Origin of the sequence: Streptomyces atroolivaceus (assembly GCF_000717025.1) — a bacterium.
GTDB classification, from domain to species: Bacteria; Actinomycetota; Actinomycetes; order Streptomycetales; family Streptomycetaceae; genus Streptomyces; species Streptomyces atroolivaceus.
The window spans coordinates 687,841-700,547 of record NZ_JNXG01000001.1; the positions used below are offsets into that span (position 1 = coordinate 687,841).

Consider the following 12,707-nt stretch of genomic DNA (forward strand, 5'->3'; position numbering starts at 1 on the left):
GGGACACAATGGCCCCGTGCGGTACCTGATCCTGGGCGTCACCGAGGCGCGAGACGAGCACGGCGGCGTGCTGCACGTCGGCGGCGCGCGGCTGCGCACCCTGCTCGCCGCCCTCGCCCTGCGCGCGGGCCGCCCCGGCACCGTCGCCGCGCTCATCGGCGACGTATGGGGCGACGACCCCCCGCAGGACGCCCCCGCCGCCCTCCAGGCCCTCGTCGGCCGGCTGCGACGGGCGCTGGGCCGGGAAGCGGTCATCGGAACCCCGGGCGGTTACCGGCTCGACGCGGGCCCCGACGACGTCGACCTGTACGTCTTCGAGCGGCTCGCCCGGCGAGGTGCCGCCGAGCTCGACTCCGGCGGTCCCGAGGCCGCCGCCCGCACCCTTCGCACGGCCCTCGCGCTGTGGCGCGGCCCCGCGCTCGCGGATCTCCCGGGGGAGGGAAGCGCGCTCCAGGCCGAGGCCCACCGGCTCACCGCGCACCGGCAGCGCATCGAGGCAGACCTCCGGCGCGGGGCCACGGCCGGGCTCGTACCCGAACTCAGAGAACTCACCGCCGCCCACCCGTACCACGAGCCGCTGCACGCCCAACTGATCCGTGGGCTGCGGGCCGAGGGCCGGCAGGCCGACGCGCTCGTCGCGTACGAAGACGTTCGCCGGGCCCTCGCCGGCGGTCTGGGCACGGATCCGGGCCCGGAGCTCACCGCGCTCCACCGGGAGCTCCTGGACACCGGTGAGCACCCCGCACCGCTCTCCGGCGGCCCCCGTCCGGACGACGGCAACATCCGCCCCCGTCCGGCCGACGGCAACATCCGCCCCCGGCTGACCTCCTTCGTAGGCCGCGAACCCGAACTCCGCCTCATCCGCTCCGACCTGTCCCGCTCCCGCCTCGTCACCCTCACGGGCCCCGGAGGCTCCGGAAAGACCAGGCTGGCCGAGGAGTCCGCAGCGGGCCAGGGGGCGTGGATCGCCGAACTCGCCCCGCTCGACGACCCGTCCGCCGTACCCGGAGCCGTGCTCTCCGCCCTCGGCCTGCGTGCGACAGCCCTCCTGCAGGGCGGGCGCGACGGGCAGTCCCCACCGGCGGACCCCACCGACCTGCTGGTCGAGCACCTCGCCCACCGGGCACGCCACGCCCCGTTCCTCCTGGTGCTCGACAACTGCGAGCACGTCATCGACGCGGCGGCGGCCCTCGCGGAGAACCTCCTCACGCGATGCCCGCGGCTGCGGATCCTCGCCACCAGCCGGGAGCCCCTCGGCGTACCGGGTGAGGCCGTCCGCCCCCTCGGTCCCCTGCCGCCGGACCCCGCCCACCGTCTGTTCGCCGAGCGCGCCCGCGCCGTGCGGCCGGACTTCGAGGCGCAGGCGGAACCGGAGGCGCAGGCGGAACCGGCCGACGTCTCGCGGGCCGTCGCCGAGATCTGCAGCAGACTCGACGGGCTTCCGCTCGCCATCGAGCTGGCCGCCGCCCGGCTCCGCCTGCTCACCCCCCGACAGATCGCCGACCGGCTCGACGACCGCTTCCGGCTGCTCACCAGCGGCAGCCGCACCGCACTTCCCCGCCAGCAGACACTCCGGGCGGTGGTGGACTGGTCCTGGGACCTGCTGTCCCAGGACGAGCGGACCGTGCTGCGGCAGGTGTCCGTCTTCGCGGGCGGCTGGGATCTGGACGCCGCCGAAGCGGTGACCGGACCGGACGCCGCAGACCTGCTCGGCGCCCTGGTCGACAAGTCACTCGTGGTCGCCACCGCCCCGGACGGTACGGAGATGCGCTACCGCCTTCTGGAGACCATCCACGAATACGCCTCCGAGCGCGCCGCCGAGACCCCCGGCATCCGGGCGGCCGCTTCCGAGGCCCACACCGCCTACTTCACCGCTCTGGCCGAGGAGGCCGATCCACAGCTGCGCTCCGGCCGGCAACTGCCGTGGATCCGGCGCTTGGAAACGGATCTCGACAACATCCGTGCCGCCCTGCACCGCACGGCCCTCACCCGGCGCTCCGAGCAGGAGGCGCTGCGCCTGGTGCTCGCCATGGGATGGTTCTGGTGGCTGCGCAACTTCCGCGCCGAGGGCATGGCCTGGGCCGACCGCACCGTCGCCCTCGGCGATGAACCGCAGGACCCGGACGACCCACGCTACTGGCCCCGGATGCGCGTGCACATGCTGCGCTTCTTCCTCGCCGCGGAGAGCTGTCCGACCGAGAACCTGCACGAGGACGAGGAATTCCAGGCCCTGGTAGGACGGGTGAGCGAGGCCTTCGGCGCGTGCGGCCCGGAATCCGCCCGGTTCCCCGGACTGCTCTGGCCGATGACCTCGTACATGCGCCGGGAGTACACGCCCGACGGGCACGCCGTCTTCGACGCGGCCGTGGCCCATACCCGGGCGAACGGCGGCGACTGGGAGTACGGGGTCACGCTGATGGCCCGCACCCACATGCTGGTGGACACCCCTCAGGGCATGGACGGCATCGACGAGGACATCGCCGAACTGCGCGCCCTGAGCCGTCGTGTCGGCGACCGCTACCTGCGTGCACAGGTGGCGAGCGCCGCCGCCGAGGCGGGAATGACGCGCGGGAGGTACGAGGAGGCGCGCGCCGCCTATCAGGAGGCGCTGGAGCTGGCCCGAGAGGTGGGCGCCCACGCGGAGGCGCCCTTCCTGCTCGCCCGCCTCGCCGAACTCTCCTACCGGGCCGGAGACCTGGACGCGGCGAGGAAGGGCCTGGACGAGGCGGAGGCCGAGACGGAGCGCCGGTACGTGCTGGACGCCCGCGCCTATGTGGACTTCCTGCGGGCTTCGATCGCACTGACGGCGGGCGACATCCCGCAGGCGCGCCGCCACGCCGACGGGGCGCTCGGCGACCGGCCCTACGGGACCCGGCCCCCGCAGTTCACGGCAGCGGTCCTGGGGGTCTCGGCGCGCATCAGCGTCTTCGAACCGTCCGGCGGACCCGCCGAGGGGCTGCGCGGGGTGGTCGAGGCGCTGCGTCTGGCCGTGACGTCCGGATGCGCCGACAACTTCACCGCCCATCTGGCTGAGTCCGCCGCGGTCGTCCTGCTGGAACTCGACCTCGCCGCGACCTCGGCCCGGGTCCTCGCGGCATCCGGGACGTGGAGGGCGAACGGCCCACGCTCCGCGGTGGAGGAGACAGAGGTGGCCGCGGCGGTGGAGCGGCTGCGCACGGAACTGGACCCCGGGCGGTACGAGGAGGAGAGCGCCCTGGGGCGCGGCCTGACACCGGATGAGGTCCTCGGGCTTCTGACCCGGACCGCCCGTGAGCTCAGCGGCAGCTGATGCGCGATTGCGCCCAGTCGGCCAGCGCTACCCCGCCGAGCGGTCCCGACGGTTCCACGACGAGCCGGATCGTCCGCAGGCCTCCGATGCCGACGCTCACGGGTACGGCCGGTTCACCGCCCCGCAGCACGGGGGACTGCCACAGCCTCGCCCCGTCACCGTCGTGGACGGAGAAACGCACGGCGCCGAGCCCCATGGTCAGGTCGTCGACCCCGGCCATCGCGTCGTAGCGGGTGCACGTCCGGTTGAGCTGGACGGTGACCGACGAGCGGGAGGGGGCGGTCACGCCGTGGGCGTACGTCGTGGAGGCGATCGACAGTCCGTGGCGCTGCCAGAACACACCACTGCTCCGCCCGAGGAGGATCTCGGGGCCGGTGTGGTCTCCGGTGAGGGAGTAGGCCAGCTGGTTCACCTGGTACACATCCGGCGCTGGTGGCGGTGGCGCCTTCGGGGCCGGCGGCGGGGTGGGCGTCGGCGGGGTGGGCTCGGGCGCGATGGGCTCGGGTGCGGGCTCGGCAGCCGTCGGTGTCGGCGTAGGTGCCGGCGTCGGTGGGGGACTCGGCGGCGGTACCGGGTCCGGGGCGGGCGGTGCCTCGGGCGCGGGGGAGACGGGCGGAGGCGGCGGCTGAGGGCTGGGCGTCGGCTCCGGCGGCGCGGGGGCGGCGGGTGCCGCGGCCGGCGGTCTGGCCACCGGCTTCGGCTCCGGCACCGGCCGGTCGTCACCTGCCAGGGCCCAGACGAGGCCGGCCGCGGCAGCCACGGCCACCGCCGCGGCGATCCCGGCCTTCAGCGGAGCGCCGAGCCCTTCCGACGCCGCGGCGCCGCCCGCCGTGCCTCCCCCGGAGGACGCGCCTCCCGTGGCCGCCGCGGCGGCTCCGGCTCCGGCGGCACCCGCCGCGCCACCGGCCACGATGCCTGCCGCCTTGACGGAGTAACCGGCTGCGAACCAGCCGATGACGGCGACCGGAAGCAGGGCCGGGATACCGGCGTTCACATGGTCCAGCTCCCCGGCTGCGATCCGGCACTTCGCGCATTCGCCGAGATGCCTGCGCAGCCCGCGTTCCGCCCGGGTCCGCAGGCCGCCCCGGGCATGGGCGCCGAGCCGGTCGGCATACTGCGCGCAGTCGCCGCCGGTCGTCAGTGACTGGCTCACGTGGGCCTGCAGATAGGCCTGCTTGAGCCCCTCACGGGCCCGGACGGCCAGGACCGCCGTGGCATTGGCCGTCAGGCCGAAGAGCGGGGCCACCTCGCTCGGTGACTCCTCCTCCACGGTGGTGTGCCACAACACGGCCTGCCAGCGCTCCGGCAGGCTGCGGAACGCCTGCATCGCCATCGACCGGTCCGCCTCGTGCATGGCCAGCACATCCGCGCCGAGATCGAGGGTGTCGGCCTCCGACAGCTCGGCGGAACGAGTGGCCTGCGCGGCGAACACGGCGAAGTCGTCGACCAGATGCTCGCGCTTCGCGCTCCTGGTCCACGCGGCGGCGACATGCCGGACAGCCGTCATGAGGTAGGCCCGGACGGCTTCCTCCGGCCCCTTCCCGCCCCGCACCGCCTGCAGCGTCCGGGCGAACACCTCGGCCGTCAGGTCGTCGGCGGTGTGCGCGTCACGGCAGCACGTACGGGCATAGCGGCGTACCGCTCCGGAGTGGCGCCGGAACAGCTCCTCGTACGCCTGGTCGTCGCCCGCGCGCATCCCCAGGACCAACTGTGCGTCGGAGGGCCCGAGATCGGCGGACCCCGCCCGTCCTTCGCGCTGCAGCGGGACCGCGTACGCGGCGCCGGTGCCCCCGCCGGGCTCCGGCCGCGCCTGGCCGGGGTCGGCCGCCGGCGGCCACGGACCGGGCAGGACGGTTCCGGCCTCGGCAGGGTCGTCCTGCCGCGCCTGCTCCGGACCGCCCTCGGCGGAGCCGTTCGGCTGCCCGGGCCCGGAACGGCCCGGCCGCGACAGCCGGCCCGGCGCAGGGCTCGGCCCCCCGGCGGCCGACGGGCGGGCGGCCGCGGCTTCCGTGCCCCTGCCACCCGTCCCCGCGGCGATACCGTCGGCCGGTTCTTCCTGCTGTGCGTCACCGCTCATCGCGGAAGCCCCCGTATGCACCCTCGGACCCGAATACGGGGCCAGAGTGCCACAGAGCCCCGCCGCGACGGACTCCGAGCAGGGGCAACCACTCGTCCGGGGTGTCTTCCCCTGCCCTAGGGGCGTGACATCGCGCGCACGGGGAAGGAACAACGCCCCCTGCGGCCTTCGGACATCGAGCGGGCCCGGTCCGACAGGGACCGGCACGCTCCCGCGTCGGCGGGCCGCCCGGGAGCCGGGGGGCGAGCGTGCGTCCCGCCCGCGCCGGGCCGCCGGTGGCCGTGCTCCGCGCTGCGCCGCCGGTGGCCGTGCTCCGCGCTGTGCCGACGGCATCCGCGACGGTGCCGGCGCGGCGCACCCGCACCACGACGCCTACACCGGACGGGAGCGCAGACCCTCCAGCAGGATGTCCAACAGCCGGGCAGAGGCGGCGGCCTGATGAGCGGGGTCCGGCAGAGCCGGCGCCGCCGTGGCGATCACCAGCAGCACATCGGCCACCGTCACGTCGCCGCGCAGCTCCCCCGACTCACGGGCCCGGTCCACCAGCCTGCCCACGACCTCGAGCAGCTCGGCCGCCCCCGGGCCGTCGTCGGGCACCTCGCCGTCGGCCGGGCGCCGGCCGGCCACAACGGGGCCGGGCTGGTCCGCACCCTGCCGCTGATGCGGGACGCGCGTCTCGCCGTCGGCCGCGCCGGGCAGCGCCGTGGCGTCCTGCTCCTGCGCCCCGACGCGCAGTACCTGCGGCGGCAGCAGCCGGCCCGCGCCCGAGGCCACCGACGTCCGCAGGAAACGGGAGAGCGCCGACCACGGCTCGTCCTCCTGGCCGAGAGCCGAGCGCGCCTGATCGGTCAGCCGCGCGGTCTCCTCCTCGGCTATTCGGCGCACCAGCACGTCCTTGCTCGGGAAACGCCGGTAGACCGTACCGACCCCGACCCGTGCACGACGTGCCACGTCCTCCATCGGCGCGCCGTATCCCAACTCCCCGAACACCTCACGCGCCGCGCGCAGGACGTGTTCGAGATTGCGCTGTGCGTCCACGCGGAGCGGCGCCGAGCGGGCCGTGCTGCCCGTCGCGCCGGCTGCCGCGACCATTCCGACCGCCCCCATGGAGCCCAGCCGCCCGTGCTCGTCGGCAGAAGAGGTGACAGCGCTCGGCCCGTGCAAATCCTGAATGTGCATGACTTCCCCCGGTTATGACGTCTCCCCCCGGAGACTTCCCCGCCGTGTCAGCCGGCGTGCGGACCTTCGTCCGAATCCGACACCCCGACGGGGTACGAACATAGTTGAGCCCGGGTCAATTCAGAAGGGGGTAGTTCCGCACGGAGCGCCCCCCGATCGGAGCAAGGACCGGTTGGACCCTGATTCGCCCCCCGCAAGCCCGCCCTCCTGGCGCATCTGACCTGCACAGCTCCGGGAACACGAGGGCGCCGTGGGCCGCGGGGTGATCCAAGTGCTCCGGTCACACAATTTGCCGGGCCTGTGGACAAACACCGGACTCCGGTGCGTCATGGGATGGTGATGGCACCAGATTCCCGGGGGGCGTCCCCCGGCACCCGGCCAAGTGTGCGCATTCTCGTCGTCGGCGGAGGCTACGTCGGGATGTACACCGCGCTGCGTCTCCAGCGGAAGCTGCGGCAGAGACTGAAGAGCGGCGAGGCCGAGATCGTGGTGGTCACGCCCGAGCCCTACATGACGTATCAGCCGTTCCTGCCCGAAGCCGCCGCCGGTTCGATCTCGCCGCGTCATGTCGTCGTTCCGCTGCGCAGGGTCCTGAAGGACTGCACCATCGTCATCGGTGAGGCGGAGCGCGTCGACCACGCCAAGCGCAGCGTGACCGTGACGACGCTCGCCGCCGGCGACGACGGGACCGGGGCCCTGGAAATCCCCTACGACGAGATCGTCCTCGCGCCCGGATCCGTGTCGCGCACCCTGCCGGTCCCGGGCCTCGCAGACTTCGGCATCGGCTTCAAGACCGTCGAGGAAGCCATCGGCCTCCGCAACCACGTCATCGAACAGATGGACATCGCGTCCGCGACCAGGGACCCCGCCATCCGCGACGCGGCCCTCACCTTCGTCTTCGTCGGCGGCGGATACGCGGGCGTCGAGGCGCTCGCGGAGCTGGAGGACATGGCCCGGTACACCTCGCGGTACTACCACAACATCAAGCCCTCGGACCTGAGGTGGATCCTGGTGGAGGCGACCGGGCGGATCCTGCCCGAGGTCGGCGAGGCCATGGGCAAGTACGCCGTCAGGGAACTGCGGGGCCGCAACATCGACGTACGGCTCGACACCCGCCTGGACACCTGCGAGGGCCGGGTCGCCGTGCTGAGCGACGGCTCGCGCTTCCCGACCCGCACCCTGGTGTGGACCGCGGGAGTCAAACCCGCGCCGATCCTCGCCGCCACCGACCTTCCCCTCACCGAGCGCGGCCGGATCCGCTGCACCGCCACGCTCTCCGTCGACGGTACCGAGCACGCCTGGGCAGCCGGTGACGCGGCGGCGGTCCCGGATCTCACCTCGTCCGAGCCGGGCACCGAGACCGCACCGAACGCACAGCACGCCGTGCGCCAGGCGAAGGTCCTCGCGGACAACATCGTGGCCACCCTCGCGGGCCGGCCGGCCGAGGACTACCGGCACTCCTACGCCGGCTCCGTCGCCTCACTCGGCCTGCACAAGGGCGTCGCCCATGTCTACGGGCGCAAGCTCAAGGGATATCCGGCCTGGCTGATGCACCGGGTCTACCACCTCAGCCGCGTACCCACGTTCAACCGGAAGGCGCGTGTCCTTGCCGAGTGGACCCTGGCCGGACTCTTCAAACGGGAGATCGTCTCCCTGGGATCGCTCGAGCATCCGCGAGCCGAGTTCGCCCTCGCCGCGCGCGGACACGCACACCCGGGACCCCCGGACGACACCCCGCCGAAGGACGGCAGGCCACCGGAGACGTCCGGCTGATCCGCAGTTCACGGCGCCTTGACACGCCCCTGGGACGGCCCGGATTCAGCGGTTGGACCCACTGCCGTACGGCAACTGTCAGTACGGTCGGTCACACTGGACGTGTGACCATAGGTGGGCTCGCACCTGCACAGAGTTACCCGGCGGGCAGTCACCTACAGTGACCGGCAGCGTCTACCACCAGCACGAAGAGGCCCGGCTGCGCGTCACCGGAAGCCCGGCCCCGACGCCCCTGCCCGGCATGAGCAGGGGACCGGCCACAGCACCCGCACAACAAGCAGCTCGCCCGAGCGGACCAGACCGACACACGAGGCCAGAAATTCCGTGAACTTCACGCGCTGGAGCGCCCGCCTTCCCGGAACGCAGCGCCGAGCCGCCGCGCGGGACGACCACAGTTCCGTACCCGCCGCCCGCGCCGAGTCCCTACGGCCGACGACCGCGGCCACCCCGCCGGACGACACCTCGGAACCCTCCCCTGCGCCGGGGCCCTCGCTGGAAGCCCTGTCGGCCCGCGAACTCCTCGGCCGGCTCCCCGCCCCCGTCGCGCTGCTCCACGGTCCCGAGCACCGCATCACCTACGTCAACGCCGCCTACACGTCGGCCTTCGGCCCGCGTCCCTGCGGCGTGCCCGCGGCCGAAGCCATGCCCGAGCTCGACGAGCTCAGCCTGCTGCCCCTCATGGACCAGGTGCTGCGCAGCGGCACCCCCCGCACGGTCAAGTCGCGCAAGGTCCGGGCCGGCAGCTCGTACACGGTGACCTGCACCCCCGTGGCCACCGGTGACCCGGACGGCGGGGACGGGGAACCGGGCGTCCTCGTCTACGCCACCGATGTGACCGACCACGCCGAGGCGGCGGAGCGGCTCCGCGCCAGCGAACGCCGCCACCGTGAAACAGCCGTCACCCTGCAGCGTTCCCTGCTCCCGCAGGACCTCGAACAGCCGGACGACCTGCGCATCGCCGCCACCTACCAGCCGGGGGGCACGGACGCGGCGGTCGGCGGGGACTGGTACGACGTCATCACCCTGGGCGCCGGCCGGACCGCGCTCGTCATCGGAGACGTCATGGGGCGTGGCGTGCGGGCCGCGGCCGTCATGGGCCAGCTGCGTACCGCCGTACGCGCCTACGCCCGCCTCGACCTGCCGCCGCACGAGGTGCTCCAGCTCCTCGACGTCCTCGCCGCCGAGATCGACGCCAGCCAGATCGCGACCTGCGCCTACGCGGTCCACGACCCCAACGAGGGCCACCTCGTCTACGCCTCCGCCGGGCACCTCCCGATCCTCGTGTGCGACGAGGACGGCACGGTCCACCGGGCCGAGGACCCCACCGGGCCGCCCCTCGGCACGGGCGGCTGGGTCCACACCTCGGGGACGATCCCCCTGCCGCCCGGCTCCACCGCCGTCCTCTACACGGACGGCCTGGTGGAACGCCGCAGCGAGGACATCGACGAGGGCGTGGCCTCCCTGGAGCGCGCCCTGGCCGGTGCCAAGGGATCGCCCCAGGTGGTCTGCGACCGGCTCATCCGTGCCCTGGGCGTCACCGCGGAGCACGACGACGACGTGGCGGTCCTCGTGGTGCAGCACCCCGCTCGGACGGGACCGAGCGCGGAGCTCTTCCACAACGCGTCGCTCGACCTTCTCGGCGGTATCGAGGCGGCTCCCAGGGCCCGCGCCTTCGCCACGGGTGTCCTGGCGTCCTGGCGCTTCCCCGTGGAGCTCTGCGACCTGGGGGTGCTCGCCGCGAGCGAGCTCGTGGCGAACTCCCTCCAGCACGGCACCCCACCCATGCGCCTCGGTCTGCGCCGGACCGACCGCCGCCTGATCATCGAGGTGACGGACGGGGACGACCACCTGCCGCGCCGCCGCCGTGCCGAACCCGCAGACGAGGCGGGACGTGGCATCTCCATCGTCGCGACCATCGCCTCGTCCTGGGGCAGCCGGCGTACCCCGGGCGGCGGAAAGGCGGTCTGGTGCGAGTTCTCGCTGCCCGGCTGACCGGGGCGTTTCGCCGCCCCGGCCTCAGCGCACGGCGCCGGTGGCGGTGACCGGCGCGCTCTCCGGCAGGGACACGGCGACCACCCGGGAAGGGACAGCCGACAGCGACGGCTTGTCCTGTACGGGAGTGAGCTGACGGCCCAGCTTGAGCGCCAGCACGGTGATCCCCAGCGAGAACAGCACGAAGGTCACGATGTACGGCCCGTGCAGCGCAGCCCCCATGGGCCCGCCCACAGCAGGACCGACGGCCAGGGCCAACTGCTTCACCAGGGCGAACGCCGAGTTGTACTGACCGACCATGGCTTCCGGGGCCAGATCGGCGACGAGCGGTGCCACCGTCGGCGACAGCATCGCCTCCCCCAGACCGAACAGCGCGTACGTCGAGATCATCGCGGCAGTCGCCATGGTCTGGCTGCCGTGCCCGAGACCCGCGTACCCCGCCACGATCCAGGCGAAGGCCCAGATCAGACCGACCCATGCGATGACCCGGCTGCGCCGCCGCCGCTCCACGAGGCGGAGCACGACGAACTGCGCGGCGACGATGACCGCCGTGTTGGCCGCGAGTGCGATGCCCAGGGTGGACGGCTCGATACCGGCGGCTTCGGTGCCGTAGGCGGCGAGGCCGGACTCGAACTGTCCGTAGCAGGCGAAGAAGATCACGAAGCCCAGCACGCACAGCTGGACCATGGCCCTGTGGGAGAGCAGTACCCGCAGCCCGGCCTTGGGCGCCGTACCGTCAGCAGGAACCTTCTCCGTGAGGGAGGGACCTCGCGGCATGCGCACCGTGGCGGCGACCACGCCGAGTACCACGAACATCGCCGCCTCGATGAGGAACAGCAGGGTGAAGCTCGACGGCCGCCCGACGTCCACCAGCTGTCCGCCGACCAGGCCGCCGAGGCCGAGCCCCAGGTTCTGCAGGAAGAACTGCATGGCGAAGGCACGGGTACGGGTCGCGGTGCTCGAGCACCAGACCAGCATCGTCGCCAGTGCCGGCTGCATCACGGCGGTGCCCGCACCCAGGACGGCGGCGGACAGCACGACGGACGTCACGCCGTTCGACACTCCCAGGGCGCAGGCGCCCACAGCGGCCGCAACGGCGGCGACGATCAGCACGGGCAAGGGACCGCGCCGGTCGATGGTCCTGCCGGTGAAGGGCAGCACGGCCAATGCGGCCATGGCGAAGGCAGCCAGCACGACACCCGCCGTGCCGGCGCCGAGATCCCGCACCTGCGCCACGTAGACGTACAGATACGGGACGGTGAATCCGAGGCCGAACGCGCTCAGCGCGCTTCCCAGCTGGATCCGCCGCAGCGCTGCACCCATCTCCCTGGTCACACTCACCTACCTCTAGATGTGAAGACTTTCAAACACACAGACCCGTAGACTTTAACACTAAAGTTAGATGCTGAACTCTTCACCTTGAAGGACTTAGAAGGCGATGAGGAGCGTGCGATACTGCCCGCCATGTCTGACACCACCGAGCAGCCCGAGCTCCAGGAGCCGAGCCTCGACGAGCAGATCGCGGCGTATCAGCGCGAGTTCCGGGACCTCGACCCCCAGGTCGAGCAGATCGTCTCCGCGCTCGGCCGGCTGAACCGCCGGATGAACGTCGCCTACGGCAGACAGGTCGCCGCCCTCGACATCAGCAACGCCGAGTGGGAGGTCCTCAAGACCCTGGTCCTGTCCGGAGCCCCGTACCGGCTGGGGCCGGGCGAGCTCGCCAAGCGTCTCGGGCTGACTCCCGCGGCCATGACCCACCGCATCGACCGCATGGCGGGCGAGGGCCTGGTCACCAGGGACCGGGACGAGAACAACCGGGTGCGCGTCATCGTCGAGCTGACCGACGAGGGGCGTACGAAGTGGCTCGAGGCGATGCGGATGGCGACCACCTTCGAGGAGGACCTTCTGCAGGACCTCTCGGGCGACGAGCGCGGAGTGCTGGGCGAGATCCTGATCCGGCTCCTGCGCCGGGTGGAACACGAACAGCCGGACGCCGGCGGCCGCCTCACCGACCTGGACTGAGGGTCAGAGGCGGAGTTGACACGGCTTCCCCGTGTCCGTAAGGTTCTTCGAGTTGTCACGGAGCCGGTACGGCCTCGCGGCAGCCGATCCCGCCGCGAATGCGGCAACCAAACTCAGCACGATCTCCCAGCGGGGAGAATTTCGGCATGCCGTAATTCAATTCGCAGGCTCGATTATGAGTCGCCGGAAGAATCCGCTAGAGTTTGAGCGTCGGAACGGCCCAACGGCCGGGAAGACGAATCCCGCTGACCGGGAATCAGGCCCGAAAGGATCTGATAGAGTCGGACTCGCCGGAAAGGGAAACGCGAAAGCGAAGAACTGGAAAGCGAATGAGCAGGAACCCGCTTCGGCCGGGAATCGGACACGAAAGAGTCT

7 protein-coding genes are annotated in these 12,707 nt (G+C 72.7%); 4 read left to right on the top strand and 3 right to left on the bottom strand.

Translation table 11 applies throughout. The features are described from left to right. The first annotated feature begins 16 nt into the window (after positions 1-16). Positions 17-3,289, top strand: coding sequence for an ATP-binding protein (locus OO67_RS03065; protein WP_033296970.1), 3,273 nt, complete (start codon positions 17-19; stop codon positions 3,287-3,289). Here the strand turns inward: OO67_RS03065 and OO67_RS03070 are convergent. Together OO67_RS03070 and OO67_RS03075 are read right to left on the bottom strand one after the other, a co-directional pair. Further along, positions 3,276-5,366: a sigma-70 family RNA polymerase sigma factor gene (locus OO67_RS03070; protein WP_033296971.1), complete on the bottom strand. Its 2,091-nt coding sequence runs from the start codon at positions 5,364-5,366 to the stop codon at positions 3,276-3,278. The two genes, OO67_RS03065 and OO67_RS03070, sit on opposite strands and share 14 nt — an antisense overlap. Before the next feature lie 372 nt (positions 5,367-5,738). Then, positions 5,739-6,545 (bottom strand): TetR/AcrR family transcriptional regulator, encoded by an 807-nt coding sequence (locus tag OO67_RS03075; RefSeq protein ID WP_078597584.1) that lies wholly within the window; start codon positions 6,543-6,545, stop codon positions 5,739-5,741. Between the two features lie 384 nt (positions 6,546-6,929). Here OO67_RS03075 and OO67_RS03080 point away from each other — a divergent pair, with 384 nt between their 5' ends. Both OO67_RS03080 and OO67_RS03085 read left to right on the top strand, forming a co-directional pair. Then, entirely contained in the window at positions 6,930-8,318 is a 1,389-nt protein-coding gene (locus OO67_RS03080) for an NAD(P)/FAD-dependent oxidoreductase (protein WP_033296973.1), read from the top strand. Between the two features lie 324 nt (positions 8,319-8,642). Then, the gene (locus tag OO67_RS03085; protein WP_033296974.1) at positions 8,643-10,310 is read left to right on the top strand and encodes an ATP-binding SpoIIE family protein phosphatase; all 1,668 of its coding nucleotides are present in this window, start codon (positions 8,643-8,645) and stop codon (positions 10,308-10,310) included. A gap of 24 nt (positions 10,311-10,334) precedes the next feature. On the opposite strand, the gene OO67_RS03090 is transcribed toward OO67_RS03085, so the two are convergent. After that, positions 10,335-11,633: an MFS transporter gene (locus OO67_RS03090; RefSeq protein ID WP_033296975.1), complete on the bottom strand. Its 1,299-nt coding sequence runs from the start codon at positions 11,631-11,633 to the stop codon at positions 10,335-10,337. Between the two features lie 141 nt (positions 11,634-11,774). Between OO67_RS03090 and OO67_RS03095 the strand changes: the two genes are divergently transcribed. Beyond that, positions 11,775-12,332 carry a MarR family winged helix-turn-helix transcriptional regulator gene (locus OO67_RS03095; RefSeq protein WP_033296976.1) on the top strand — a complete coding sequence of 186 codons (558 nt, stop codon included), beginning with the start codon at positions 11,775-11,777 and terminating at the stop codon, positions 12,330-12,332. The last annotated feature ends 375 nt before the right edge of the window (positions 12,333-12,707 follow it).

What these genes read in the sequence shown, in the direction of transcription:
- OO67_RS03070 (WP_033296971.1), bottom strand. Translation starts at nt 5,366, where the DNA reads ATGAGCGGTGACGCACAGCAGGAAGAACCGGCCGACGGTATCGCCGCG.
- OO67_RS03075 (WP_078597584.1), bottom strand. Translation starts at nt 6,545, where the DNA reads ATGCACATTCAGGATTTGCACGGGCCGAGCGCTGTCACCTCTTCTGCC.
- OO67_RS03090 (WP_033296975.1), bottom strand. Translation starts at nt 11,633, where the DNA reads ATGGGTGCAGCGCTGCGGCGGATCCAGCTGGGAAGCGCGCTGAGCGCG.
- OO67_RS03095 (WP_033296976.1), top strand. Translation starts at nt 11,775, where the DNA reads ATGTCTGACACCACCGAGCAGCCCGAGCTCCAGGAGCCGAGCCTCGAC.